This window comes from Amnibacterium kyonggiense (assembly GCF_004364555.1).
Taxonomy (GTDB): Bacteria; Actinomycetota; Actinomycetes; order Actinomycetales; family Microbacteriaceae; genus Amnibacterium; species Amnibacterium kyonggiense.
In genome coordinates this window covers 258912-284433 of the sequence record NZ_SOAM01000004.1, presented here as the reverse complement: position 1 = coordinate 284433, position 25522 = coordinate 258912, and the positions used below count along the sequence as shown (strand labels likewise).

20 protein-coding genes, 1 pseudogene and 1 riboswitch are annotated in these 25522 nt (G+C 73.9%); of the genes and pseudogenes, 5 read left to right on the top strand and 16 right to left on the bottom strand.

Annotation, left to right across the window (positions count from 1 at the left end; all coding sequences use genetic code 11):
* Positions 1-103: 103 nt before the first annotated feature.
* From CLV52_RS17555 to CLV52_RS17545, 3 genes are read right to left on the bottom strand one after another with little or no spacing between them, the layout of a single operon-like run.
* On the bottom strand, positions 104-1942 hold the full coding sequence (locus tag CLV52_RS17555; RefSeq protein WP_133767690.1) for a glycoside hydrolase family 3 protein: 1839 nt from the start codon (positions 1940-1942) through the stop codon (positions 104-106).
* Positions 1939-4209, bottom strand: a complete 2271-nt coding sequence (locus CLV52_RS17550) for a beta-glucosidase (RefSeq protein ID WP_133767689.1) — start codon at positions 4207-4209, stop codon at positions 1939-1941. Before CLV52_RS17550 ends, CLV52_RS17555 begins: the two co-directional genes overlap by 4 nt.
* Positions 4210-4232: 23 nt before the next feature.
* Complete coding sequence (locus CLV52_RS17545; RefSeq protein ID WP_162850931.1) at positions 4233-5540, bottom strand: MFS transporter; 1308 nt, start codon at positions 5538-5540, stop codon at positions 4233-4235.
* Between the two features lie 121 nt (positions 5541-5661).
* Here CLV52_RS17545 and CLV52_RS17540 point away from each other — a divergent pair, with 121 nt between their 5' ends.
* Both CLV52_RS17540 and CLV52_RS17535 read left to right on the top strand, forming a co-directional pair.
* Positions 5662-6261 (top strand): TetR/AcrR family transcriptional regulator, encoded by a 600-nt coding sequence (locus CLV52_RS17540; protein WP_133767687.1) that lies wholly within the window; start codon positions 5662-5664, stop codon positions 6259-6261.
* A gap of 20 nt (positions 6262-6281) precedes the next feature.
* Positions 6282-7112, top strand: coding sequence for a PfkB family carbohydrate kinase (locus CLV52_RS17535; protein ID WP_133767686.1), 831 nt, complete (start codon positions 6282-6284; stop codon positions 7110-7112).
* Between the two features lie 56 nt (positions 7113-7168).
* Here CLV52_RS17535 and ribH read toward each other — a convergent pair whose 3' ends face one another.
* From ribH to CLV52_RS17490, 9 genes are all read right to left on the bottom strand, one after another.
* Positions 7169-7645: a 6,7-dimethyl-8-ribityllumazine synthase gene (gene ribH / locus CLV52_RS17530; protein ID WP_133767685.1), complete on the bottom strand. Its 477-nt coding sequence runs from the start codon at positions 7643-7645 to the stop codon at positions 7169-7171.
* Entirely contained in the window at positions 7642-8916 is a 1275-nt protein-coding gene (ribA, locus tag CLV52_RS17525) for a GTP cyclohydrolase II (protein WP_133767684.1), read from the bottom strand. The genes ribH and ribA overlap by 4 nt, the downstream gene beginning before the upstream one ends.
* The gene (locus CLV52_RS17520) at positions 8916-9542 is read right to left on the bottom strand and encodes a riboflavin synthase (protein ID WP_133767683.1); all 627 of its coding nucleotides are present in this window, start codon (positions 9540-9542) and stop codon (positions 8916-8918) included. The genes ribA and CLV52_RS17520 overlap by 1 nt, the downstream gene beginning before the upstream one ends.
* The gene (gene ribD / locus CLV52_RS17515) at positions 9542-10582 is read right to left on the bottom strand and encodes a bifunctional diaminohydroxyphosphoribosylaminopyrimidine deaminase/5-amino-6-(5-phosphoribosylamino)uracil reductase RibD (RefSeq protein ID WP_133767682.1); all 1041 of its coding nucleotides are present in this window, start codon (positions 10580-10582) and stop codon (positions 9542-9544) included. The genes CLV52_RS17520 and ribD overlap by 1 nt, the downstream gene beginning before the upstream one ends.
* Before the next feature lie 73 nt (positions 10583-10655).
* A riboswitch (FMN riboswitch) is annotated at positions 10656-10790 on the bottom strand.
* Positions 10791-10856: 66 nt separating this feature from the next.
* The gene (locus CLV52_RS17510; RefSeq protein WP_133767681.1) at positions 10857-11726 is read right to left on the bottom strand and encodes an alpha/beta fold hydrolase; all 870 of its coding nucleotides are present in this window, start codon (positions 11724-11726) and stop codon (positions 10857-10859) included.
* Positions 11727-11761: 35 nt separating this feature from the next.
* Positions 11762-12862, bottom strand: a complete 1101-nt coding sequence (locus CLV52_RS17505; RefSeq protein ID WP_133767680.1) for an NAD(P)/FAD-dependent oxidoreductase — start codon at positions 12860-12862, stop codon at positions 11762-11764.
* A 48-nt stretch (positions 12863-12910) separates the two neighbouring features.
* The gene (trpS, locus tag CLV52_RS17500) at positions 12911-13918 is read right to left on the bottom strand and encodes a tryptophan--tRNA ligase (protein WP_133767679.1); all 1008 of its coding nucleotides are present in this window, start codon (positions 13916-13918) and stop codon (positions 12911-12913) included.
* A 42-nt stretch (positions 13919-13960) separates the two neighbouring features.
* Positions 13961-14800, bottom strand: coding sequence for an exodeoxyribonuclease III (locus CLV52_RS17495; protein WP_281276104.1), 840 nt, complete (start codon positions 14798-14800; stop codon positions 13961-13963).
* 138 nt (positions 14801-14938) lie between these two features.
* Positions 14939-16192 (bottom strand): YihY/virulence factor BrkB family protein, encoded by a 1254-nt coding sequence (locus tag CLV52_RS17490; RefSeq protein WP_133767678.1) that lies wholly within the window; start codon positions 16190-16192, stop codon positions 14939-14941.
* 138 nt (positions 16193-16330) lie between these two features.
* Here CLV52_RS17490 and ptsP point away from each other — a divergent pair, with 138 nt between their 5' ends.
* From ptsP to CLV52_RS19000, 3 genes are all read left to right on the top strand, one after another.
* Complete coding sequence (ptsP, locus tag CLV52_RS17485; protein ID WP_133767677.1) at positions 16331-17995, top strand: phosphoenolpyruvate--protein phosphotransferase; 1665 nt, start codon at positions 16331-16333, stop codon at positions 17993-17995.
* A gap of 150 nt (positions 17996-18145) precedes the next feature.
* Entirely contained in the window at positions 18146-18931 is a 786-nt protein-coding gene (locus tag CLV52_RS17480) for an SDR family NAD(P)-dependent oxidoreductase (RefSeq protein ID WP_133767676.1), read from the top strand.
* A gap of 50 nt (positions 18932-18981) precedes the next feature.
* Positions 18982-19815 carry an alpha/beta hydrolase gene (locus tag CLV52_RS19000; protein ID WP_133767675.1) on the top strand — a complete coding sequence of 278 codons (834 nt, stop codon included), beginning with the start codon at positions 18982-18984 and terminating at the stop codon, positions 19813-19815.
* A 20-nt stretch (positions 19816-19835) separates the two neighbouring features.
* Here CLV52_RS19000 and CLV52_RS17470 read toward each other — a convergent pair.
* From CLV52_RS17470 to sdhA, 4 genes and pseudogenes are all read right to left on the bottom strand, one after another.
* Positions 19836-20609, bottom strand: a pseudogene (locus CLV52_RS17470) (helix-turn-helix domain-containing protein); the annotation flags it as partial.
* 43 nt (positions 20610-20652) lie between these two features.
* Entirely contained in the window at positions 20653-22611 is a 1959-nt protein-coding gene (locus CLV52_RS17465; protein WP_133767674.1) for a hypothetical protein, read from the bottom strand.
* Between the two features lie 207 nt (positions 22612-22818).
* Positions 22819-23580, bottom strand: coding sequence for a succinate dehydrogenase iron-sulfur subunit (locus CLV52_RS17460; protein ID WP_133767762.1), 762 nt, complete (start codon positions 23578-23580; stop codon positions 22819-22821).
* Positions 23581-23626: 46 nt separating this feature from the next.
* Entirely contained in the window at positions 23627-25447 is a 1821-nt protein-coding gene (gene sdhA, locus CLV52_RS17455) for a succinate dehydrogenase flavoprotein subunit (protein WP_133767761.1), read from the bottom strand.
* Between the last annotated feature and the right edge of the window lie 75 nt (positions 25448-25522).

Below are 25522 nucleotides of genomic sequence, written 5' to 3'. Positions count from 1 at the left end.
CCGGATCCACTTCGGCAGGCTCCAGGCAGACCTCCGGGCCTGTCGAAGCGAGATGAGCCTGCCGACGTGCTCGACGAGGGGAGGGGCGGCGGCAGGAGGCGCGTCAGGCGCCGCCGGTGCCGGCCCGGAACAGCGGGTCGGCCGTGTCGTTCGGCACGTCCGGCCGCACCGCGGCGACCGCCTCGGCGGAGCGCGGCAGGTCGAACGGGAGCCGGCCGCGCGGCGGCACGGCGCCGGTCAGTGCGTCGAGCAGCGCCGCGTCCGAGCAGCCGACGACGCCGACGAGCGCCGCGACCGCGTCCGCCACCGGCGTGAGGATCGCTGGCCGGTCCAACGACACGACGAGCACGACCGGGAGCCGCTCCGCGAGGTCGCGGACCTCGGCGATCGTCTCCGCGGCCGGCTCGAGCGAGCCCGCATGGAACATGCCCTCGAGGAAGTACCGGTTCCGCGGCTCGAACGGCGCCGTGATCCGCACGATCGCGAGCTCCGCCTCCGACGCCTCGGTCACCGGCACGAGCCCGGCGCCCGTCACCGCGTCCGCCGCGAGGTGCACGGGGAGCACCCGCGCGCCCGGCCGGAGCGGCAGCGCCGCCCCGCGGTCCTCGATCACCGTGACCGCCTCGGACTGCGCCCGCCGCCCAGCGGCCACGAGATCGGGCGCACCGAGCGCCGCCTCCGCGGCCGAGGGGTCGACGTACGGGTCGTCGAACAGCCCGAGCCGGAACTTCACGAGCAGCAGGCGGCGGACCGACTCGTCGAGGCGCTCCGCCGCGATCCGCCCGCTGCGCACGAGCTCGGCGAGCATGCCGGGGAGGCGCTCGCCGCCGAGCTGGTCGCAGCCCGCGTCGAAGATCGCGACCATCCGGTCCTCCGCGGACGCGTCCTCGAGGCCCCAGGCGCGGGCGGGCAGGGTCAGCGGGCCGATCACCAGGTCGCTGACGAGCCCCCAGTCGGTGACCACGACCCCGTCGAACCCGAGCTCCTCGCGGAGCAGGCCCGTGATGACCGGGCGGTTGAAGCCGAACGCGACCTCCGGCACCGGCTCGCCGTCGAGCACCAGGCCGACCGGCTTCCCGTAGGCCGGCATGACGTTCGCGACGCCGGCGTCGATCGCGGCGCGGAACGGCGCGAGGTGCTCCTCGAAGCGGTCGCCCGGGTAGGACTGGTCGGCGCCGTAGGGGAAGTGGGAGTCCTCGCCGCCGTCGCGCACGCCGCCGCCGGGGAAGTGCTTCACGGTCGCCGCGACGGCGTCCGGGCCGACCCCGTCGCCGTGCAGCCCCTCGAGCTCCGCGACCGTCAGCCGCGCGACGAGCGCGGCATCGGTGCCGTACGTCTGCGCCTGCCGGCCCCAGCGCGGGTCCGCGGAGACGTCCGCCTGCGGGTGCAGCGCCGCGCGGATCCCGACCGCGACGTACTCGCGCCGTGCGGCCTCCGCGGCGGAGCGGACCACGTCGGCGTCACCGATCGCGGCGAGTCCGAGCGGCTCCGGCCACGCCGACATCGCGCCCGTCGCCAGCGCGACGCCGACGTTCTCCCCGCCCTCGGCGTCGGCGACCGCGTGCCGCGGGTCGGAGGAGAACGTGATCGGGACACCGTGCGGCGTCGCGGCCGCGAGGTCCTGCATGGCGTTCTGCCACCGGGCCGCCTCCGCGGGCGCGGGCAGGCCGTGCAGGTTGAAGTGGTTGAGGAGCAGCCCCTGCGCCAGCGACGCGGGGGAGGCGCCGTACGGGCCGGGGTCGTCGAGGTCGTCCGCCGACCCGACCGCGAGCATGTCCTGGAAGCAGAGGCCGGCCTTCTCCTCGAGGGACAGCCGTGCGACCAGGTCGTCGGCGCGCTCCTCCGCACTCAGTCGCGGGTCCTCGAACGGCGCCATGACGCCGTCGTGGTCGAGGTCGCGGAAGGCCGTGCCGTCCGGCGCGACGAGGCGTTCGCGGCTCATGCGCCGAACCGTGCGACCGCGTCGTCGATCTCGGACTCCGAGACCGGCGAGCCCGGGAAGCGCGCGATGCGCACGAGGGGGATCGCCCGCATCATCTCGCCGTGCGTCGGGTCGAACAGCATCCCGCCGAACGGGTGGTCGGCGATCCGCTCGCGGACCCACGCGCCCGCCCGCGGGTGGTCGAGCCACGCCTGGACGGTCGAGTCCGGCGCGAGCGGCGGAAGGAGCTCCTCGCCCGTCAGCTCGATCGTCGCGCTGGCGCGGACGTCGCGGCTGGAGGCGCCGACGCGGATCTCGAAGGCGCCGCCCTCCACGACGAAGCGACCCCGCGAGACGTCCCAGTACGCGAACGCGCGGGCGTCGAGCTCGATGCGCACCCGCTCGGACGCGCCCGGCTCGAGCGTCGTGCGGGCGAAGCCGCGCAGCTCCTGGTCCGGGCGGAACACCGTCGCGGCCGGGTCGGCCACGTAGACCTGAACGGTCTCGGTGCCGCGGCGGGAGCCGGTGTTCCGCACGGTCGCCTCGACGACGACCCGCGGCGCGGCGCCGTCCGCCTCGACGGTGACCGCGAGGTCCTCGTGGGCGAACGTCGTGTAGCCGAGGCCGTGTCCGAACGGATACGCGACCGGCAGGCGGTGGGCGTCGTACCAGCGGTAGCCGATCAGCAGGCCCTCGCCGTAGCGGACCCTCCCCTGCTCGCCGGGGAAGTTCCCGATCGTCGGGTTGTCCTCGTAGCGGACCGGGATCGTCTCGCCGAGGCGCCCGGAGGGCTCCGCCGCGCCGGTGAGCAGGTCGGCGATCGCCGCCCCGCCCGCCTGGCCGCCGAGCCACGCCTCGAGCAGGCCCTTGACGCGGTCCTGCCACGGGTCGAGCGTGACGACGGACCCGTTCGACAGGACCACCGCGACGTTCGGGTTGGCGTCCGCGATCGCGTCGACGAGCGCGACCTGCTGCGCCGGCAGGTCCATGTGCGCGCGGTCGTAGCCCTCCGACTCGTAGGACGCGGGCAGCCCGAGGAACAGGAGGACCACCTCGGCGTCCCGCGCGGCGGCGACGGCCTCGGCGACGAGCGCGGGGTCGGCCTCCTCCGCCTCGACCTCGAACGCGGGCGCGAAGACGACCTCCCGATCCGGGAGCGCGGCGGTGAGCGCGTCGAGCGCGGCGTCGAGCCGGGTCGGGTTCACCTGGGAGGAACCGGCGCCCTGGTAGCGCGGGGTGCGGGCGAACTCGCCGATCACGGCGACGCGGCCGCCGGTCGGCGCGAGCGGGAGGATCCCGTCCTCGTTCTTCAGCAGGACCGCGGCGGCGGTCGCGGCCTCGCGGGCGAGCGCGTGGTGCGCGTCGACGTCGAAGGGCTCGGCGGGCGACGTCAGCGCGGGCTGCGCCTTCGCGACGAGCTCGAGCACGCGGCGGGCGGCGCGGTCCACGTCGGCCTCCGCCAGGCGCCCCTCGCGCACCGCGTCGAGGATCCGCTTCGTCCCGGCGCCGCTGGAGGACGGCATCTCGAGGTCCATGCCCGCGGCCACGCCCGCCTCGCGCACGTTCGTCGCGCCCCAGTCGGAGACGACGAGCCCCTCGTAGCCCCAGTCGCCGCGCAGGACGTCGGTGAGCAGCCACGGGTCCTCGGAGGCGTAGACGCCGTTGATGCGGTTGTAGGAGCACATGACCGTCCACGGCTGCGCCGCGGTGACGACCCGCTCGAAGGCCGGGAGGTAGACCTCGCGGAGCGTCCGCTCGTCGACCTCCGCGGAGACCGTCATGCGGTCCGTCTCCTGGTTGTTCGCGGCGAAGTGCTTCAGCGACGTGCCGACCCCGCGGGACTGGATGCCCTGCACGAGGCCGGAGGCGAGCTCGCCGGCGAGCAGCGGGTCCTCCGAGAAGTACTCGAAGTTCCGCCCGTTCAGCGGGGACCGCTTCATGTTCACGCCCGGGCCGAGCAGGACCGCGACGCGCTCCGCCCGGCACTCGTCGCCGAGCGCGACGCCGACGCGGCGCAGCAGCTGCGGGTCCCAGGAGGACACGAGCCCCGCGGCGGGCGGGAAGCAGGTCGCCGGGACGCTGTCGTTCAGGCCCACGTGGTCGGCGGCACCGGACTGCTTGCGCAGCCCGTGCGGGCCGTCCGTCACCATGACGGCCGGGACGCCGAGCCGCTCGATCGGGGTGGTGTTCCAGAAGTCGCTGCCGTCGAGCAGCTCGGCCTTCTCCTCGAGGGTGAGGCCCGCGAGGACCTCCTCGACGTCGATGGTCGCGGGCGTGGTGGTGCTCATGTCGTCTCCGTCCGATGCGCGCGTCAGCGCGCGCCCTTGATGAACATGGTGCTCGCCGCACCCGCGAGGATCACGACCGCCGCGACCACGAACAGGAGCGTGTAGTTGCCCGCGGTCGTGGAACCGATGCCGAGCAGCAGCGGCGCGAGCGCGGGTGCGAGGGACTGCGGCAGCGCGTTCGCGATGTTGAACACGCCCATGTTCTTCGCCGCGTCGGTCTCTCGGTTCGGCAGCACGTCCGTGACGAGGGCGAGGTCGACCGCGAAGTAGGCGCCGAGCCCGGCGCCGAACAGCGCGGCGGCGACGAACAGGATGTTCGGGTCCTGCGCCGACGCGAAGACGATGAGGCCGACGCCGGCCAGGACGGTCGCCACGATCACGAAGACCTTCCGACGGCCGGTGCGGTCCGAGAGCCAGCCGCCCAGCGCGGCCGCGACGACCAGGACGATCGTCTGGACGACGGACAGCCGGAGCTGCCAGGAGAGCGCGGTGGGGGTGTCGAAGCCGAACCGGGTGAGCAGGAAGTACACCTGGTAACCGTTGTACGCCGCGAAGCCGAGCAGCATCAGGAACCGGCCGGTGAAGGCCCAGGCGAAGTCGGGGTGCTTCCGAGGGCTGATCCAGAAGCCCTTGACGAACGCGCCGAGATGGAACGGGACGGCGTCGGCCTTCGACAGCCGCCGGTCGTGCAGGAGTGCGGCGAAGACGACCACGCCGACGACGCCGATCGCGGCCGGGACGGCGATCGACCAGAAGGACGTCAGTCCCGCAGCGGCGAACAGCGTCGCCAGGCCGATGCCGATGAGCGAGGACGCGTTCTGGGCGATGCCGAGCCAGCCCGACACCTTTCCGCGGCGGTGCTCCTCGACCTGGTCGGGCAGGACCGCCTGGAGCGCGGCCTGCGTGCCGTTGAACGCGGTCTGCGCGATGGCCCAGCCGACGACGACCTGCCAGATGCCGGAGGCGGTCGCGATGACGAGCAGGCCGACCGCGCCCCCGATCACACCGATGACGAGCCACGGCCGGCGCATGCCGAAGCGGCTCGTCGTGCGGTCGGAGAGGGCGCCCGCGATCGGGTTGGCGACGAAGGCGAAGAAGGCGCCGATCCCGGTGACGAGGCTGAGGTCGCCCGCGCGGGTCGCGACGGTCGAGATCTCGTTGACCTTGACCGCGAGGGTCGAGATGACGGGCGTGATGAGCGCGATGTACAGCGCCAGGTAGGCGATGACGTAGGCGACGATCACGCCGTTGCCCGCGCTGCGGCGGGACCCGGGCACGGCTCCTGCGCCGGCGCTCGCCGCAGCGACGCCGGTCGGTTCGATGACGGCCATGGGACTCCTCTGTCCTCTCCGCCGGCCCGCGTCGGCCGGTGCGGCGCCCACGATAACCCCAAAACCGACCATTTGGTAAGTAAGCGCGTGAGAAACTGCCCAGGAGCGGATCGAGGAGCGCATGACCATCGCAGCGGAGCGGGGCTACGCGAAGGGGCGGGCGAAGCGCGCCGAGATCATCGAGCGCGCCACGGCGCTGTTCGGGGAGGTGGGCTACCGCGGTGCCTCGCTCCGCGAGATCGCGTCCCGCTGCGGGATCTCGCACCCCGGCCTGCTGCATCACTTCGCGACGAAGGAGGCGCTGCTGATCGCCGTGCTCGAGCACCGCGACGAGCAGGACATCGCGCAGTTCTTCACGCCGCCGGTGCGCGGGGTGGCCCAGCTGCGCCGCGTGGTCGAGCTGGCCCGCCGCAACGAGGGGCGCCGCGGCATCGTCGAGCTGTACACGGTGCTCTCGGCCGAGGCGACCGCAGCCGATCACCCGGCGCACGCCTACTTCGTCCGCCGCTACCGGGCCAGCCGGGCCGAAATGCGGGAGTCCTACGAGCAGGCGCGGGAGGACGGCGCCCTGCGCGACGGCGTTGATCCCGACGTCGCGGCCCGCGAGCTCGTCGCGGTCATGGACGGCCTGCAGGTGCAGTGGCTGCTCGACGGCTGCACGAGCGACATGGCCGACCTCGTGCGGCAGCACGTGCAGGAACGGCTCACCGTTCCGCTCTGAGCGCCTGCCACGATGGAGCGGTGGCGGACGTCTGGGTGCTCGGCTCGCTGAACGTGGACGTGGTGGTGCGGGTGCAGCGCCATCCCGCGCCGGGGGAGACCCTGACCGGGGGCGATCCCGAGACGGCCTTCGGCGGCAAGGGGGCGAACCAGGCCGTCGCCGCAGCCGTGGCCGGCGCCCGCGTGCGCATGATCGGCGCCGTCGGGGACGATGCGGAGGGTGCCGCCTACCGGGACCGGCTCGCCGCCTTCCGGATCGACGTCACCCGGCTGCGGACCGTGCCCGGTCCGACGGGGCGCGCGTTCATCGCGGTCGCGGACGACGGGGAGAACACGATCATCGTGTCGCCCGGGGCGAACGCCGCGGTCGGCGACGACGACCTCGCCGCCCTCGACGGGATCGCGGCCGGCGACGTCCTCCTGCTGCAGCTGGAGGTCGACCTCGGCGTCGTCGCCGAGGCGGCGCGGCGGGCCGGCGCGGCCGGGGCGCGGATCGTGCTCAACGTCGCGCCCTTCGCAGAGCTCCCCGCCGATGTGCTGGCCCTGGCGGATCCGGTGGTCGCGAACGAGTCCGAAGCGGCGCTGCTGCGCGCATCGGGCGCGGCTCCTCGGTCGCTCCTCGTGACCCGCGGCGAGCACGGCTCCGAGTGGGGGGCGCGATCGGTGCCGGCCGACCGCGCGGCACGGGTCGTCGACACGACCGGTGCGGGCGACACCTACTGCGGCGCGCTCGCCGCGGCGCTCGCGGCCGGCAGCGACCCGGACCAGGCGATGCGTGCGGCCGCCGTCGCCGGAGCACGTTCGGTCGAGCACGAGGGCGCGCAACCCGAGCCACCCGTCCTCGGTGGTTGAGGCCTCGAAACCACCCCGGACCCTCGGCACCGACGCGCGACGCCGACGGCCCGGCCTCAGCTCGCGCGGATCCCGCGGAGGATCAGCGCCGTCCGGAGGGCCGCCTCCGCCGCCTCCGCGCCCTTGTCCTCGCGGCTGTGCGGCAGACCGGCCCGGTCCAGACCCTGCTCCTCGTCGTCGAGCGTCAGCACGCCGAAGCCCACCGGCTTGCCGGTGTCGAGGGCGACGCGGGTGAGCCCGTCGGTCGCGGCGCTCGACACGTACTCGAAGTGCGGAGTGCCGCCGCGGATGATCACGCCGAGCGCGACCGCCGCGTCGGCGCCTGCGAGCAGCGCCGCCTTCGCGACAACCGGCAGCTCGAAGCTGCCGGGCACCGCGTACTCGACGGCGGTGGCGCCCGCCGCCTCGATCGTCCGGCGCGCTCCGGCGAGGAGCCCGTCCGCGATCATCGGGTGCCACGTCCCGTGCACGACGGCGACCGTGAGGCCGCTGCCGTCGATCTCCTGCGCCGCAGGCCTTCCCTCGCCGCTCATCCGGCCCTCCGCTTCGTGTCCGCGACCGCCCGGGGGCGGTCGATCAGGTGGCCCATGCGCTCGCGCTTCGTGTCGAGGTACCCCTGGTTCGCGGCGCCGACGCCGACCACGAGCGGCTCGCGGTGCGCGACGGTCACGCCGTGCGCCTCGAGCTGCGCGATCTTGTCCGGGTTGTTCGTGAGCAGCCGCACCGAGTCGAACCCGAGATCCTCGAGGATCGCTGCCGCGGCCCCGTACTCGCGGGCGTCGACCGGCAGACCCAGCGCGAGGTTCGCGTCGAGGGTGTCGAGCCCGTCCTCCTGCAGCCGGTACGCGCGGAGCTTGTCGATCAGGCCGATGCCGCGGCCCTCCTGCCCCCGGAGGTAGACGACGGCGCCGCCCTCCGCCTGCACCCGGTCGAGCGCCGCGTCGAGCTGCGGGCCGCACTCGCACTGCGCGGAGCCGAAGGCCTCCCCGGTCAGGCACTCGGAATGCACCCGCACGAGCGGCGGCGTCGAGCCGTCGCCGTCCGCCACGAGGGCGACGTGCTCGTCCCCCGTCAGCAGGTCGCGGTAGGCGCGCGTACGGAAGACGCCGTGGACGGTGCGGAGGTTCGTCTCCACCTCGAAGCGCACCCGCGGCGCCGCGGGCGGCTCGGTGATCCCGGCCTCGTCGCACGCCGCCGGATGCGCGTCGAGGTGCTCCCGGATCGCCGCGACGGTCGTCACGAGGATGCCCTCGCGCTCGCCGAGCTCGAGCAGCCCCGGGAGCCGCGTCATGGTGCCGTCCGGGGACGCGATCTCCGAGATCGCGGCGACCGGCGGGAGACCTGCGAGCTTCATCAGGTCGACGGCCGCCTCGGTGTGGCCGCCGCGCTGCCGCACCCCGCCGTCGACGGCGCGCAGGGGGAGGATGTGCCCCGGGCGGCTCACCAGGGCGGGCGTCGAGTCCGGGTCGGCGAGGACGTTCAGCGTGTGCGCCCGGTCGGCGGCGCTGATGCCGGTCGAGAGGCGGTCGGTCGCGTCGACGCTCACCGTGTAGGCGGTGCCGCGCGGGTCCTGGTTGTCGCGGACCATCATCGGCAGGTCGAGGCGGTCGGCGATCGCGTTCGTCATGGGTGCGCAGATGAACCCGGACGTGTGGTTCACGATCCAGGTGATCGTCTCCGGCGTCGCGAGCACCGCCGACACGATCGCGTCGCCCTCGTTCTCCCGAGTCTCGTCGTCCGCGACGATCACGATGCGGCCGTCGCGGAGCGCGGCGACGACCTCCTCCACCGGCGCCAGCGGCATCACGCCATCCCTTCCGAGGCCGGCGTGAGCGCCAGCAGCCGTGCGACGTGCCGGGCGAGCACGTCCGTCTCCAGGTTCACCCGGCCGCCGACGGCGAGGGCGCCGAGCGTGGTCGCCTGGAGCGTCTCGGGGATGAGGCTGACCTCGAACCAGTGCGCCGGACCCTCCTGCCCGATCGCGGAGACCGTGAGGGACGTGCCCGCGACGGCGATCGAGCCCTTGTCGACCACGAGGGGCGCGAGATCGGCGGGGAGGGAGATGCGGAGGACGCGCCACGCCCCCTCGTCGCGGACCTGCAGCAGCTCGCCGACGCCGTCGACGTGCCCCTGGACGATGTGGCCGCCGAGCCGGTCGCCGACCTTCGCGGCGCGCTCGAGGTTGACCTCGTCGCCCTCCGCCAGGTCGGCGATCGCGCTGACCGCGAGCGTCTGGCCCATCACGTCCGCGGTGAAGCGGCCGTCGCCGAACCGGACGACCGTGAGGCAGACGCCGCTCACGGCGATCGAGTCGCCGTGGTGCGCGTCCGCCGAGGTCGTCGGCGCGTCGATCGTCAGCCGGGCGCCGCCGTCGGGCGTCGTCTCCCAGCCGACGATGCGGCCGCGCTCCTCGATGATGCCGGTGAACATCAGGCCTCCCTGTGGTCGGGGTGGGCGACGACGAGCAGGTCGTCGCCGAGTCGGTGGACCTCGCGGATCGTGAGCCGGCGCTGTGCGCCGATCGTCGGCACGCCGAGGTCGAGGGTCGCGAGGCGGTCGCCGCCGAGCAGCGTCGGCGCTAGGTAGACGAGCACCTCGTCGACGAGGTCGGCGGCGAGGAAGGCGGAGAGGAGCGTCGGGCCGCCCTCGAGGAACGCGCTCGTCGCACCCGTGTCGGCGATCGCCTCGAGCGCTGCAGCGGGATCGTGCGAGCGGACGCGGAGGAGCGGCTCCGGGTGGGCGCGGACGGCGGCGTCCGGCGCGGGCTCGCGGAGGCCGACGACGACGGGCCGCGGCTGGTGGGGGAGCAGGGCGTCGCCGTCGCGGGCGGTGAGCGCGGGATCGTCGGTGAGCACGGTGCCCGAGCCGACGAGGATCGCGCCGTGCTCGGCGCGGCGCCGATGCACGTCCGCCCGGGCCGCCGGTCCCGTGATCCACCGGCTCGAGCCGTCGGCCGCGGCGATCCGCCCGTCGAGGCTCGACGCCCACTTCGCGGTCACCCACGGCCGCCCGAGCCGGAGCGCGGTGGCCCAGCGCTCGTTCAGCGCCGCCGCCTCGTCCCCGAGCACGCCGATCTCGACCGCGACGCCCGCGGCACGGAGGCGCTCGGCTCCGCCGGCCGCGAGCGGGTTCGGGTCGGGCTGCGCGACCACGACCCGCGCGACGCCGGCGTCGATCAGCGCGACCGAGCACGGGCCGGTCCGACCCGTGTGGTCGCAGGGCTCGAGCGTGACGACTGCGGTCGCCCCCGCCGCGGCGCCCTCCGGCACCTTCGCGAGCGCGTCCGCCTCCGCGTGGGGCGTGCCCGCACCGCGATGCCACCCCTCGGCCAGCACGTCCCCGTCGGGGCCGAGCAGCACGCAGCCGACCTGCGGGTTGGGGCCGCCGGAGGGCCCGAGCCGGGCGAGCTCGAGGGCGCGGCGCATGGCGCGCTCGAGGAGCACCTCCGTGCCCGCAGCCGCGGTGTCCATGCGTCCCTGTCCTCGTCCGGGTGCTCCGGGGGTCGCGGGACGGCGCCGCGGGGCGGTCCGCGCGCGGATCGCCCTCGTGCTTCTCCCATCCAGACTGTGACTGTCGGTTCCGGAGTTCCACCGGATCGGCCCGGCCGACCCTCGCGGGTCGAGCGGGTTCGCGGACTTTGACCGCCGGTTCGGACTTCCACCGACCCCGGAGCACGTGCTTGACCGGAGTGTAGCGCCGGCGGCCAGCAGCCCGCGCGGGGCGGCGGTCCTCAGGACGCGGCGCTCAGTCGTCGAGCACGGCGAGGACCGCTTCCGGCCGCTCCGCGAGCGCGAAGTGCCCCGCGCCCGGGACGACCGTCTCGCGGAACCCCGGGAGCACGCGGGCGAACGCCGTCGCGTCGCGCGCGCCGATGAAGCGGTCGCGGCCACCGCGCACGGACCGGACCGCGCAGCGGACCGCGTCCGACGGCAGCCGCAGCCGAGCGGCCGAGCGCGCGGCGCGGACGAACGCGGCCGGGCGGGTCTCCTCGCCGAAGTCCCTGAGCACCTGCGGGTCGACCCCGGCGCGATCGGCGAAGAGCGGGCCGGCGAGGACGCCGAGCGCGCCGGTCCGACCGAGGGCGCGCAGCAGTGGGCGCCCGCCGCCCGGCAGGGCGCTGAGCACCCGCATCGCGAGCAGCATCCCGGCGAACCACGGCAGCCGGACGCCGCCCCGGACCGGTCGGCGGATGGCGTCGAGCACCGCGGGGCCCGTCGGCGACACGAGGACGACGCGCTCGGTCCGGTCGGGCTCGCGGACGGCGATCTCGAGCGCCACCACGCCGCCGAGCGAGTGACCGACGACCGTCCAGCGCGTGACGCCGACGGCCCGCGCCACGGCGACGACGGCCTCCGCCGCTGCGCCCGCGTCGAGCGGCCGTACGGGCTCGGGGCTCTCGCCCCACCCCGGCAGGTCGACCGCCGCCACGCGGGGCAGCGGCCGTCCGGCCCGCGCCGCCTCCCGCAGCATCGGGATCCACGCCCGCCACGAGCCGGCGGCGCCGTGGATCAGGAGGAGCCCGCGCTCGTCGTCGCCCGCGCCGACGCGGGCGACGACGGGCCCCGCCGCGGTCGGGACTACGACGCGCGAGAGCCCGAGCGCCGCCTCATCCACGGCAGCTGTTCGGCGCGGTCCCGCGCGCCGGCGGGTCAGAACCGGGCGGGGGAGAGATCGGCGAGCACCCCGTCGAGCCCGCGGAGGCCGTGGTCGGCCCCGAGCAGGTCCGCGGCGACGACCGCCGCGAGCGCCGCCGACGTCTGGATCCCGTACCCGCCCTGCCCCGCGAGCCAGTAGAGGCCGTCGACCTCGCCGTCGAACCCGACCACGGGCGACGCATCGGGGGAGAGGGTCCGCAGCCCCGTCCAGGTGGTGACGGGCGCGCCGAGCCCGAGATCGGTGACCGCGTTCACCCGCTCCAGGACGGTCGCGACGACGTCCGCGGTCGGCTGCGCGTCCTCCGGTTCGCTCACGACGTCCTCGAGCGCCGACGCCAGCACGGCCTCGCCCCGCGGCCGGAAGTAGAACCGGTCGGCCACGTCCGCCGCCATCGGCCAGCCCGGGTCGATCGGGCGGGAGGGCGGCGCGACCGCGACGGTGCGGCGCTTCGGCGTGAGGCCCCGGGACCGGGCGCCGAGCAGCGCGCCGACGCGGTCCACCCAGGCGCCCGCGGCGTTCACGACGACCGGCGCCTCGACCGTCGTCGCGCCCGCGGTCAGCCGCCACACGTCGCCAGCCCGCTCGGCGGCCGTGACGCGCGCACCGGTGACGAGCTCGGTGCCGCCGGCGAGCGCGTCCTCCCGGTACCAGGACAGCAGCAGCGGCACGTCCACCTCGACGGCGGAGAGGTCGACGGCCGCGTCGACCAGGAGGTCGCGCTTGAGCGGCGGCAGGAGGCGCACCGCCTCGTCCGCACCGATCGGCGTCAGCCCGGGCACGGTGGCGAGCAGGTGCTCGAGCTCGGACCGGTCCTCGTCGGCGTGCAGCCAGAGCAGCGGTCGCGGCACGTAGACGCCTCGGCCCGCCCGCTCGGCGCGCGCCTCGACGAGCGGGATCGACGCGGTCGTGAGCGCGCGCACCGGCGCCGGCCCGTAGGTCGGCTGCATCTGCTGCGCGGAACGGCTCGACGTGTGGTGGAAGAGCTCCGGCTCGGCCTCGATCACGACCGTCGACGCCCGGTCGCCGATCGCCGCGGCCAGCGACAGCCCGGCGATGCCGCCGCCGATGATCGCGATGTCCGCGCTGATGCTCATGCCGTCATCCTGCTCGCCCCGTGTTGCGCGTTCGTGTCGCGGGGCGGCTCAGAGGGAGGGGTAGAGCCCGACCGCCTCGTGGACCTGCGCGAGCTTCGCCGAGGCGAGGTCGTGCGCCCGCTGCGCGCTCGTCGTGAGGATGCGGTCGACCTCCGCCGGGTCGGCCTGCAGCTCGAGGGTGCGTTCGCGGATCGGCCCGAACGCGTCGACGACCGCGTCGGCGACGTCGCGCTTGAAGTCGCCGTACCCGCGGCCCTCGTACTCGGCCTCGAGGGTCGCGATCGGCACCCCGCGGAAGGCGGAGAGGATCGCGAGCAGGTTCGAGACGCCGGGCTTCTCGCCGCGGTCGAACCGCACCTCGCGGCCGGTATCCGTCACGGCGGAGCGGATCTTCTTCGCGATGACGGCGGGCTCGTCGAGCATCCAGACGATGCCGGAGTCCGTCGCGGCGGACTTGCTCATCTTCGCGGTCGGGATCTGCAGGTCGTAGATCCGGGCCGTCTCCTTCTGGATCTGCGGCTTCGGCACCACGAACGTCTCGCCGAAGCGGCTGTTGAACCGCTGGGCGAGGTCGCGGGCGAGCTCGACGTGCTGCTTCTGGTCGTCGCCGACCGGCACGAGCTCCGTGTCGTAGAGCAGGATGTCCGCGGCCATCAGGACCGGGTAGGTGAAGAGTCCGACGCTGGCGGCGTCCGCGCCGTTCCGTGCGGACTTGTCCTTGAACTGCGTCATCCGGCCGGCCTCGCCGAAGCCGGTGATGCCGTTCAGGATCCAGGCGAGCTGCGCGTGGGCGGGCACCTGCGACTGCACGAACATCGTCGACCGGGCCGGGTCGATGCCCGCGGCGATGTACTGCACCGCGAGGGTCCGCGTCGCGTCCCGCAACGCCTTCGGGTCCTGCGGCACGGTGATCGCGTGCAGGTCGACGATGCAGAAGATCGCGTCGTAGTCGTCCTGCATCGACTCCCACTGCTGGAGGGCACCGATGTAGTTGCCGATGTGGAGGGAGTCGGCGGAGGGCTGGATGCCGGAGAAGATGCGGGGCTTGTCGTTCATGAGGGTCCTTGCGTGGAAGAGGGGGAGTGGGAGGGCCGGCGCTCAGCCGACGCGGTAGTCGACGACCACGGGCGTGTGGTCGGACCATCGCTCCTCGCGGGTCGCCGCGCGATCGACGACGACCGCGTCGACCCGCTCCGCGAGCGCGGGGGAGGCGAGGTGGTAGTCGATCCGCCAGCCCGCGTCGTTGGCGAACGTCTGCCCGCGCCACGACCACCAGGTGTACGGGCCCTGGACCTCGCCGGCCGCGCGGCGGCCGACGTCGACCCAGCCGAGGCCGCCGCCCGCGTTGTAGTCCGCGTCGCCCTCCGCGCCGACGAAGCGGTCCCAGTAGGCGCGCTCCTCCGGCAGGAAGCCGGAGTTCTTCAGGTTGCCCTTCCAGTTCTTGATGTCGAGGCTGCGGTGGGCGACGTTCAGGTCGCCGACCACGACCGCGAGGGGGTTGTGGGCGGTGAGCTCTGGCAGCCGCGCCTCGAACGCGTCGAGGAACCGGTACTTGTCGACCTGCTTCTGCGTGCCCGCTTCGCCGGAGTGGACGTACGCCGACACGACGGTCACGACCTCGTCCCCCACGGCGTAGTCCGCCTCGAGCCAGCGGCCCGCGGTGTCGAAGTCCTCCTCGCCGATCGCGACGCGGTGGATCTGCGCCTTCCCCCGGGACGCGATCGCGACGCCGGCGCGGCCCTTCGCGGTCGCGGCGTCGTGGAGGACGTTCCACTCGGGGCCGAGCAGCGACTCGAGGTCGGAGGTCTCGGCGCGCACCTCCTGCAGCGCGAGGATGTCGACGCCGCGGCCGTCGAGCCACGCGCCCATGCCCTTCCGGAACGCCGCCCGCACGCCGTTCACGTTGACGGTCGCCAGTCTCACCGTCTGCTGCGCCACGGTCCTCAACCCTACGAGCAGGCGCCGCCGCGCTGCGCACCGCCGCCGGACCCTCCGCTGCCGGGGCCTCCCGCTGCACGATCGGCCGTGCGCACTGCCCGGAATGCAGCGGAAGGCCCCGGCAGCGAGTGAGGAGGATCAGCCCGCGCGCTCCACCTGGCGCTCGTCCGGGGAGCTGTCGCCCGTGCGCTGCTGCGCCTCCCGGTACTCGCTCGTCGTCGGCACCTCCTGCCGCCGTCGCGCCTCGTCCCGCACCTCGCGCTGCAGCTGCCGCGACAGGCGCCACCGCGCGAGCCCGCGGGCGTTCCGGAGGCGGTCCTCGAGCGCCTCCCGGTTCGCGCGCGCCACGAGCCGCCGGGCGTCCTCGAGGCGCTGCGCCTCCGCGTTCTCCCGCTGGTCGGGCGAGAGCGACGAGGCGTCGATGCCGGCGTCGAGCATGCCGACCGCCACCCACGCGGCGGCGAGGAGGATCAGCTGGCAGACGATGTTGAAGAAGACGAGCAGGCCCACGAGGACCGCGAAGCCCTTGATGACCGGGTTGTTGGTGCCGAAGTGCAGGAGTGTGGAGGCGAGCGTCTGCAGCACGGCGAGCGCGACGCCGCCGAGCAGCGACCCGGCCCACAGCCGTCGGTGCGGCACCGGGATGCCCGAGAGGATGCGGAACGCCGCCGCGAGCATGGCGGTCTCGATCGCGGCGAGCAGCACGAGTGCGACGGCCGCCGTGAGCACCTGCTGCACCGGACCGGCCTGCCCGAGCCCGAGCAGGCTCAGCACGACGTCGAGCGCGGCGTTGCTGAGCACCGTGATCGCGGCGGTCAGCAGCACGACGGCGCCGAACGCGACGGTGTACCCGAGGTCGCGGAGCTTCAGGAGGATGAAGTTCCCCTGCTCGTTCGGCAGGCCGAACATGATCCGGATCGCGGTGCGCAGCGTCGCGAGGAAGCCGACGGCGGTCCAGAGCACGATCAGCAGCGAGATCGCGCTCGACCAGGAGAGCGACGAGTTCTCGAGCAGCGCCGCGCTGTCGATGGCGCCCTGGACCTGCGTGCCGGCGATGTCGTACCCGATGAGGCCCGGCAGGAACTGGTTGATCGCGCCGAACACGCTCGCCTGGAGCGCGAGGTTCCCCCGCAGCGCGAAGCCGAGCAGCGCGAAGGACAGCCAGAGCGCACCGGCGAGCGCGAAGAACGCCTGGTAGGTCATGCCGGACGCGATGAGCGGCCCGTTGTCGCCGGCGTAGTGGAAGAAGACGCGTACGGGGCGCAGCTTGAAGACGCGGTCGATCAGCCCGGCGATGCCGGTGGGGCGCGGCGCGGCGTCCTCCTGCGCACCCGAGGCGCGGACCGGTGCCGCCTCGTCGCGGACGCCCTGATCGTCGCGCGAGTAGCTCACCCCGCGAGGCTACCGAGCGACCGCTGCCGTCGCGGTGGGAGCGCGCTGGGCGCCGGCGAAGCCCGCACGGTTGTCCTCGACAACCACGGTCCTACACTGATCGACTGTCCGACACGGCCACGGCGAAGGAGACGGGCGATGGCGTTGAACGGGATCGGTGTGGGACGAGCGCTCGCGACGGGGCCGGTGCGGCGCATGCCGGATCCGCTGCCGGAGCCGCCGGAGGGCGAGCGGCCCGATGATCTCGACGCGGAGGTCGCCCGCACGCGCACCGCGCTGCAGCAGGTCGCCGCGGAGCTCGTCGAGCGCGGGCACCGCGCAGGCGGCGACGCCCAGGGCGTGCTCGAGGCGCAGGCGCTGATGGCGGAGGACCCGACGCTGGTCGACGACGTGGTCGCGCGCATCCGGTCCGGCCGCACCGGTCAGCGGGCGGTGCACGAGGCGTTCCTCGAGTTCCAGGTGATGCTCGTGGGGCTCGGCGGCTACATGGCCGAGCGCGCCGCCGACCTCGGCGACGTGGCGCAGCGCATCATCGCGAAGCTCACCGGCGTCCCGGCGCCCGGCGTGCCCGACTCGGACACCCCGTTCGTGCTCGTGGCGCGGGACCTGGCGCCGGCCGACACGGCGCTGCTCGACCTCGACAAGGTCCTCGCGCTCATCACGCGGGACGGCGGCCCGACGTCGCACACGGCGATCCTCGCCCGCTCGCGCTCCATCCCGGCGATCGTCGGCGTCTCCGCGGCGGACTCGCTGCAGGACGGGCAGGTCGTCGTGGTCGACGCGGGCGCCGGCACGGTGGAGGTCGAACCGAGCGAGGAGACGGTCGCCGCGACGCTGCGGACGATCGAGGAGCGGAAGGCCGCGGCGAACGCTCCCATCACGCCGGGTGCGCTCGGCGACGGCACGAAGGTCCAGCTGCTCGCGAACATCGGCGGCGCGAAGGACGCGGCGAAGGCGGTCGAGCTGGGAGCCGAGGGCGTCGGCCTGTTCCGCACCGAGTTCCTCTTCCTCGACTCGAAGTCGGCGCCGACCGTGCAGCAGCAGAAGGAGCAGTACGTCGCCGTGCTGAAGGCCTTCCCGGGCAAGAAGGTCGTCGTGCGCGCGCTCGACGCCGGTGCGGACAAGCCGCTGTCCTTCCTCAACGACAGCGAGGAGGAGAACCCGGCGCTCGGCCTCCGCGGCCTGCGGGTGCTCCGCGTCCACGAGGACATCCTCCGCGAGCAGCTCACCGCGCTCGCGGAGGCCGCTGAGGCGACCGAGGCGGACCTCTGGGTGATGGCCCCGATGGTGTCCGAGCCGGAGGAGTCCGAGTACTTCACCGCGCTCGCCCGCGAGCTCGGCATCAAGACGCCCGGCGTGATGGTGGAGGTGCCCTCCGCGGCCCTGCTCGCCCCGCAGATCCTCGAGTCGGCCGACTTCGTGTCGATCGGCACGAACGACCTCACCCAGTACACGCTCGCGGCGGACCGCCTGCTCGGCACCGTGGCCGCGTTCCAGGACCCGTGGCACCCGGCCGTCCTCCGGCTCGTCGCGGAGGTCGGGAAGGCCGGCGCCGAAGCGGGCAAGAGCGTCGGCATCTGCGGTGAGGCCGCGGCGGACCCGGCCCTCGCGGTCGTCCTCGTCGGCCTGGGCGCGAAGAGCCTGTCGATGACGCCGGCGGCGCTCGCCGACGTGCGGGCGGAGCTGCTGACCGTGACCCTGGACGAGGCGAGGGCCCGCGCGGCCGCCGCGCTGAAGGCCCCGAGCGCGGCTGCGGCGCGCGCCGCGGCGGCCGAGGTCGCGAAGGTCCCCGCCTCCGCCTGACTGCCCGACTTGCTCACGCTTCGTGCCGCCTGATGGACGATCATGCGGCACGAAGCGTGAGCACTTCGGCGTCTCTGCCCGGGTGGGTGCGCCGCTGCTAGGAGAACGGCGGCCTCCCCGGCGCCGGCGGCGCGGTCCTACGGTCGCGACGTGGATCTTGAGCTCGAGGGGCGCCTCGCGATCGTGACCGGTGCCAGCCGGGGGATCGGCCTGGCCGTGACCCGCGCGCTCGTCGACGAGGGCGCCGTCGTGGTGACCGGCTCGCGGTCGGTGCCGCCCGCGCTGCAGACGCTCGCCGACGCCGGGCGGGTGCACCCGGTCGAGGTCGATCTGGCGACCGAGGGCGGCCCGGCCGAGCTCGTGGCGCGCGCGGCCGAGCTCGGCGACGTCGACGTCCTCGTGAACAACGCGGGTGCCGTCGCCCCGCGCACCGACGGCTTCCTCGCCGTGTCCGACGGCGACTGGCGCCGGACCTTCGAGCTCGACCTCTTCGCCGCCCTTCGCGCGATCCGCGCCGTCCTCCCGGGCATGGTCGAGCGCGGCCGCGGCGCGGTCGTCTCGATCGCGTCCGTAAACGCCTACCTCCCGGACCCGGTCGTCGTCGACTACTCCGCCGCGAAGGCGGCGCTCTGGAACATCTCGAAGTCGCTGTCCAAGGAGTTCGGTCCGGCCGGCATCCGGTTCAACACGATCAGCCCCGGCCCGGTCGAGACGGACCTGTGGCTCGGCGGCGGCGGTGTCGCCTCGACGCTCGGCGCCGCATCCGGCGTCGACCCCGAGTCCGTCGTCCGGGCGGCCCGGGCGGGCTTCAGCACCGGCCGCTTCACCCGTCCCGAGGAGGTCGCCGACCTCGTGCTGCTGCTCGCCGGCGGCCGGGCGGGCAATGTCACGGGCGCCGACCTGCGGATCGACGGCGGCCTCGTGCAAACCCTCTGACCCGACCTGCGCCGAGTCCACCCCGCCCCGAACGAGAGAGCGAACCCGTCATGACCGACCCCGTCCCCCACGTCCTCTTCATCCACGGACTCTGGATCCACGCGAGCGCTTGGGCACCCTGGCAGGCCCGCTTCGAGCAGGAGGGGTTCACCACCAGCGCGCCCGGCTGGCCCGGCGACCGGGCCACTGTCGCGGCGACGCGGGAGGACCCGTCCGCGCTCGAAGGGGTCGGCATCGAGGCGATCTGCCACGCCTTCGCCGAGCTGATCGAGGGGCTGCCGGCCCGCCCGATCGTCGTGGGGCACTCCTTCGGCGGCCTCATCGCGCAGGAGCTGCTGGTGCACGGGTACGCGTCGGCGGCGATCGCCGTCGACCCCGCGCCGATCAAGGGGGTGCGCGTCCTGCCGTTCGCCCAGCTCCGCTCGGCGCTGCCCGTGCTCGGCAACCCGGCGAACCGCGGGAGGACCGTCTCCCTCACGCCGTCCCAGTTCCGGTATGCGTTCGGCAACGCGATCCCGCGGGAGGAGTCCGACCGCCTCCATGAGGCGTGGACCATCCCGGGTCCCGGGCGCCCGCTGTTCGAGGACGCGACCGCGAACCTCTCGCGCCGCTCCCCGGCGACCGTGGACACCGCCGCGGAGCGCGGTCCGCTGCTGCTCGTGTCCGGCACGGAGGACCACACCGTCCCGGCCTCCGTCACCCGGGCCGTGCTGAAGCTCTACGAGGGCGGGCCGGCCGTGACGGACTACCGCGAGTTCGAGGGGCGGGGCCACTCCTTGACGCTCGACTCGGGCTGGCCCGACGTGGCCGATGCGGCGCTCGAGTGGATCCGAACCGTGGCGCTGCCGTCCTCCGCCCCGAGTGCGGCGGCGGCGCCGAGCTGATCCCGGGCGAGCGCCTCGAGCGCCCGCTCCGTCGCGCTGCCGGGGGCCGCGTGGTACACGACCACGACGGGGTCGTCGCTGCCGGCGGGCGTCAGGCGCTCGAACCGCAGCTCGAGCGCCCCGTACCGCTCGTGCAGGAGCAGGTTCACGCCGTTCGCCGCGGGCACGACCTCCTGGCGGGCCCAGAGCAAGGCGAAGAGGGGACTCGCGGCGGAGAGCTCCGCGACGAGGTCCGCCAGCCGGGGGTCGGGCGGGGGCACCGCCGCCTGCGCGCGCAGGTAGGACACCAGGCGGCCGATCGCCTCCTCGGCACCCTGGTAGAGGGAGCGGAGACCCGGGTCGAACAGCGCGGCGCGGAGGAGGTTGACGCCGGGGGTGAACGCCGGCGTCAGTCCGCGGGCGAGCCGGTTGGACGCGACGACCGTCAGGACGCGGTCGTGCGCCATCGCGGGGGTCGTCGACAGCGCGTCGAGGAACGCGACGAGGCCCGGGTCGGTGGTGGCGCTGCGCCGGGGCGACGGCGGCTGACCGGCGAGGGCGCGAAGGAAGTCCTCCGCGGGGCGGTCGAGGGCCAGCGCCCGGACGAGGCCCGCGACGACCTGCGGCGACGGGTTCCGCTCGCGGCCCTGCTCGAGCCGGACGTAGTACTCGGCGCTGATGCCGGCGAGCAGCGCGACCTCCTCGCGGCGGAGGCCCGCGACGCGGCGGCGGGCGCCGGTGGCGACGCCGACGGACTCCGGCGGCACGGCCTCCCGCCGTGCGCGGAGGTAGGAGCCGAGCTCACCGGCCGACACGGCGCCAGCGTAGCGCCGGGCGGAGGACGGGAGGCGGTCCGGATCAGTCGTTGTCGGTGACCGGGACCAGCTGTCCGATGTGGTTCGGCGCGAGCGGGTTCTTCTTGTACATCAGGTCGTGGGCGCCGACGTAGATCCATGCGGGGAGGCCGTCGCCGGTGTCCGTCGCCTGGACGGTGGCCATGCCCTCGCCCTCGCCGCCCCAGTACAGGTCGGACGAGGCGGTCGCGGCGGACGCCGTCAGCAGCGCGTTCGACCGCAGGTCGTACTTCGCGACGTGGTTGACCTTCTTCAGGCTCGTGTAGATCCAGAGCTGCTGCCCGACGAGGTCGATGCCCTGCGGCACGCCGTCGATCGACACCGGGACGGTCGCGGTGACGGTGCCCGCCGGGACGACCTTCGGCGTGCCGTCGTCGTTCAGCACGGGCGCGCCGTTCGCATCGAGGACGGGGGTGTCGGTGAGCGTCACGGAGCTCACCTGGTAGCCGGAGCTCTTCGCCGTGCTCGAGAAGACCAGGAGCCGCTTGTTCACGTCGTCGACCGCGACCATGCCGTTGACGCCGAGCGCGGTGAGGTCGAACCGCTGCGTGATCGCGGTCGACGGGTCGGCGGGCGGTGCGTCCGGGTCCCACACCGGGTCGATCGCGTAGACCATCGTCGGCGTGCTGCTGCCGCCGTTCGCCGCGTAGATCCTGTCCGTGGTCGTGGAGTAGGCGAGCTCCGCGACGTGCTCGATCGGCAGCGGGCCGAGCGTGCCGGCCGGCATCCCCGTGCCGTCGTAGCGCTCGATCTTCGACTGCCCGTTCCCGATGTCGTAGCCGACGTAGAAGAAGCCGTTCCGGACGGCGAGCCCCTGCTGGTTGCCGGCGGCGATCGTGAACATCTCGCGGACCGCGTACGGCAGGTGCTTCTTCGTGACGACGAGTTTCGCCGTCCTCGTCCGGACGACGCCCTGCGGTCCCTTGAGGGCGAGGGTCGCGGTCCAGGTGCCGGGGACGACGACGCCCTTGACGCGCCCGTTCCAGGTGAAGGCGTGCTGCTTCCCGTCCTTCACGACGAACCGCTGCGCGACCGTGCTCCCCTTGGACACCGTCAGGGTCCCGGAGACCTTCGCCGGCGAGCCGCCGGACGCCGCACCCGAGGTCGTCAGCACGACGGAGTCGAGCAGACCGTCGACCACCGGCTGCACGGTGTCCGAGGACCGCGCGATGCGGAGGCTCCCGACCGCGGTCGGCGCGAGGGTCAACGCCGTGCGGCGCACCGCCTTCTTCCCCGTCGGGCCGGTGACCGTGGTGGTGAGCGTCGCCGGACCGAGGGGCAGCGCCGTCACCGGCAGCGACGCGGCGCCGGCCTTCGACAGCGTTCGCGTCAGGTGCTTCCGGCCCGCGTCGATGCGGACCGTGCCGACGACGGGCACCGCCGTCCGCGTCTCGTCCTGCCCGGTCACGCGGACGACCGCCGCATCGAGGACGCCGTCCCGGTACGGGTAGAGCACGGTCGCGGCCGGTCGGACCGCAACGTGGACGGCGGCGCCGGACCCCACGCGGACGGAGGTCGTGCCCCACGCCCAGACGCCGGGCAGGTCGGAGCGCTTCGTGCGGAGCCGCCAGGTCCCCGTCGTCAGGTCGGCGGCGTCGACGGTGATCGTCTTCGCCCAGCCCTGCTGCACCTTCCGGAGCGCGATCCGGGCGGCGAGGTGGACGACCTTCTTCCCGCGGTAGGCGTCGAGGTCGACCTTCCCGCCGGAGGCGGCCAGGACGCGCACGGTCGTCCGGTCGCGCAGCCCGTCGGTCGCGGGCAGCGTGAGCACGGCGCCGTTCACGGCGACCCGGGCCTGCAGCGCGACGCCGACGGGCCAGGGCGTCGCCGTGGGGGAGGGCGTGGGCTTCCCGGTGGGCTTTGAGGTGGGCTTGGAGGTGACCGTCGGCGTCGGCGTGACCGCGTTCGCGGGAGCGGCGACCAGGCCGGTCAGGGTCGCCACGCTCAGCGCGCCCGCCGCCACCGCCGCGAGGATCCGCCTCGATCCCGCGCCTTCCGTTCGTCGTCCCACAGCGCGGTCACGCTACGGGCGACCCCCGCCCGAGGGCGGGCGCCACACGGAGCGGCGCCCGATCGCCCCGCCGAAACGGACTTTGCTCACGCTTCTTGCCGCCCGACCCTCGGTCAGGCGGCAAGAAGCGTGAGCAAAGTGGTGCTCGAGCCGCGAGGGCTACGCGATCTTGATCTTGTCGGGCCGGCGGATCGTCGCCGCCTTGACCTCGCTGATCGCCTTCGTGATCTGGATGCCGCGCGGGCAGGCCTCGGAGCAGTTGAAGGTCGTGCGGCAGCGCCAGACGCCCTCCTTGTCGTTGAGGATGTCGAGGCGGACCTCCGCCTCCTCGTCGCGGCTGTCGAAGATGAAGCGGTGCGCGTTCACGATCGCGGCCGGCCCGAAGTACTGCCCGTCGGTCCAGAACACCGGGCAGGACGACGTGCACGCGGCGCAGAGGATGCACTTCGTGGTGTCGTCGAACCGCTCGCGGTCGGCGGCGGACTGCAGACGCTCGCGGCCCTCCGGCGGCGCGGTGTGCGACTGGAGGAAGGGCTGCACGGCGCGGAAGGAGGCGAAGAACGGCTCCATGTCGACGACGAGGTCCTTCTCGAGGGGCAGGCCCTTGATCGCCTCGACGTAGATCGGCTTCGAGACGTCGAGGTCCTTCACGAGCGTCTTGCACGCGAGGCGGTTGCGGCCGTTGATGCGCATCGCGTCCGAGCCGCAGACGCCGTGGGCGCACGAGCGGCGGAACGTGAGCGAGCCGTCCTGCTCCCACTTGATCTTGTGCAGCGCGTCGAGGATGCGGTCCGTCGGCAACGTGTCCACGTCGTAGTCGACCCAGCGCGGCTCGTCGTCCACCTCGGGGTCGAAGCGTCGGACGATCAGCGTGATCGTCGTGAAGCCCTCGGCGGGCCGGCGCTTGATCGCGGGGTTCATGACGGCGTCGGTGACGCCGGGGAGAGCAGTGATCGTCATGGCTGCTTCAGTACTTCCGCTCCATCGGCTGGTAGCGGGTCACGACGACGGGCTTCCAGTCGAGCTTGATGTGGTCGGCGGCGTCGGACGAGTGCGGGTCGCCCGTGAGGTACGCCATCGTGTGCTGCATGTAGTTCGCGTCGTCGCGCTTCGGGAAGTCGTCGCGCATGTGACCGCCGCGGCTCTCCTTGCGGTTCCGCGCGGAGTAGACGACGACCTCGGCGAGGTCGAGCAGGAACCCGAGCTCGATGGCCTCGAGCAGGTCGGTGTTGAACCGCTTGCCCTTGTCCTGGATGCCGATGTTCCGGTAGCGCTCGCGCAGCCCGTGAATGGTCTCGGTGACCTTCGCGAGGGACTCGTCCGTGCGGAACACCTGGGCGGAGGCGTCCATGTTGTCCTGGAGCTCCTTGCGGAGGTCCGCGATCCGCTCGGTGCCGGTGGAGGTGCGGAGCTGCTCGACGAGGTCGCGCACGGCCTTCGCCGGGTCCTTCGGGAGCGGCACGAACCGGGCGCTGCGCGCGTAGTCGACCGCGTTGTTGCCGGCGCGCTTGCCGAACACGTTGATGTCGAGCAGCGAGTTCGTGCCGAGGCGGTTCGAGCCGTGGACGGACACGCACGCGCACTCGCCGGCGGCGTACAGGCCGGGCACGACGGTGTCGTTGTCCGAGAGCACCTCCGCCTTCACGTTGGTCGGGATGCCGCCCATCGCGTAGTGCGCGGTCGGCATGACCGGCACCGGCTCGACGACGGGGTCGACGCCGAGGTAGGTGCGGGCGAACTCGGTGATGTCCGGCAGCTTCGTCTCGAGCACCTCGGCGCCCAGGTGGGTGCAGTCGAGGAGCACGTAGTCCTTCAGCGGACCGGCGCCGCGGCCCTCCGCGACCTCCTGCACCATGCAGCGGGAGACGATGTCGCGCGGCGCGAGGTCCTTGATCGTGGGCGCGTAGCGCTCCATGAACCGCTCGCCGGACGCATTGCGGAGGATCGCGCCCTCACCGCGGGCGCCCTCCGTGAGGAGGATGCCGAGCTTCGCGAGGCCGGTCGGGTGGAACTGGAAGAACTCCATGTCCTCGAGCGGGAGGCCCTTGCGCCAGACGATCCCGACGCCGTCGCCCGTGAGCGTGTGCGCGTTCGAGGTCGTCTTGTAGATCTTCCCGAAGCCGCCCGTCGCGAACACGATCGACTTCGCCTGGAAGACGTGGATGCGGCCGGTCGCGAGCTCGTACGCGACGACGCCGGAGGGGCGCGAGACGATCCGCCCGTTCTCCTCCACGTCCGTCATCGCGAGGTCGAGCGCGTAGTACTCGTTGTAGAAGTCGATGCCGTGCTTGACGCAGTTCTGGTACAGCGTCTGCAGGATCATGTGACCGGTGCGGTCCGCGGCGTAGCAGGCGCGGCGGACCGGGCTCTTGCCGTGGTCGGCCGTGTGGCCGCCGAAGCGGCGCTGGTCGATCTTGCCCTCGGGCGTGCGGTTGAACGGCAGGCCCATGTTCTCGAGGTCGATGACCGCGTCGATGGCCTCCTTCGCGAGGATCTCGGCGGCATCCTGGTCCACCAGGTAGTCGCCGCCCTTCACCGTGTCGAAGGTGTGCCACTCCCAGCTGTCCTCCTCCACGTTCGCGAGCGCGGCGGCCATGCCGCCCTGCGCCGCGCCCGTGTGGGAGCGGGTGGGATAGAGCTTCGTGATGACGGCGGTCTTCGCCTTCGGACCGGCCTCGATCGCCGCGCGCATGCCCGCACCGCCGGCACCGACGATGACGACGTCGTGCCGGTGGTAGAGGATCCCGTCGATCTCGCGCTCGTCGGGGCCGTCGTCGGTCCAGCCCATCGTCTCGGACGCGCGCTTCGGCGGCGCGACGGCCTCCGCCGCGCGGTGCGCGATGCGCTCCGCGACCCGGCGGAT

Excerpts from the sequence above, each read along its gene's own strand:
- CLV52_RS17555 (WP_133767690.1), bottom strand. The coding sequence starts at position 1,942 with ATGAGCCGCGAACGCCTCGTCGCGCCGGACGGCACGGCCTTCCGCGAC.
- CLV52_RS17550 (WP_133767689.1), bottom strand. The coding sequence starts at position 4,209 with ATGAGCACCACCACGCCCGCGACCATCGACGTCGAGGAGGTCCTCGCG.
- CLV52_RS17545 (WP_162850931.1), bottom strand. The coding sequence starts at position 5,540 with ATGGCCGTCATCGAACCGACCGGCGTCGCTGCGGCGAGCGCCGGCGCA.
- CLV52_RS17540 (WP_133767687.1), top strand. The coding sequence starts at position 5,662 with ATGACCATCGCAGCGGAGCGGGGCTACGCGAAGGGGCGGGCGAAGCGC.
- ribH (WP_133767685.1), bottom strand. The coding sequence starts at position 7,645 with ATGAGCGGCGAGGGAAGGCCTGCGGCGCAGGAGATCGACGGCAGCGGC.
- ribA (WP_133767684.1), bottom strand. The coding sequence starts at position 8,916 with ATGCCGCTGGCGCCGGTGGAGGAGGTCGTCGCCGCGCTCCGCGACGGC.
- CLV52_RS17520 (WP_133767683.1), bottom strand. The coding sequence starts at position 9,542 with ATGTTCACCGGCATCATCGAGGAGCGCGGCCGCATCGTCGGCTGGGAG.
- ribD (WP_133767682.1), bottom strand. The coding sequence starts at position 10,582 with ATGGACACCGCGGCTGCGGGCACGGAGGTGCTCCTCGAGCGCGCCATG.
- CLV52_RS17505 (WP_133767680.1), bottom strand. The coding sequence starts at position 12,862 with ATGAGCATCAGCGCGGACATCGCGATCATCGGCGGCGGCATCGCCGGG.
- trpS (WP_133767679.1), bottom strand. The coding sequence starts at position 13,918 with ATGAACGACAAGCCCCGCATCTTCTCCGGCATCCAGCCCTCCGCCGAC.
- ptsP (WP_133767677.1), top strand. The coding sequence starts at position 16,331 with ATGGCGTTGAACGGGATCGGTGTGGGACGAGCGCTCGCGACGGGGCCG.
- CLV52_RS19000 (WP_133767675.1), top strand. The coding sequence starts at position 18,982 with ATGACCGACCCCGTCCCCCACGTCCTCTTCATCCACGGACTCTGGATC.
- CLV52_RS17460 (WP_133767762.1), bottom strand. The coding sequence starts at position 23,580 with ATGAACCCCGCGATCAAGCGCCGGCCCGCCGAGGGCTTCACGACGATC.
- sdhA (WP_133767761.1), bottom strand. The coding sequence starts at position 25,447 with ATGGGCTGGACCGACGACGGCCCCGACGAGCGCGAGATCGACGGGATC.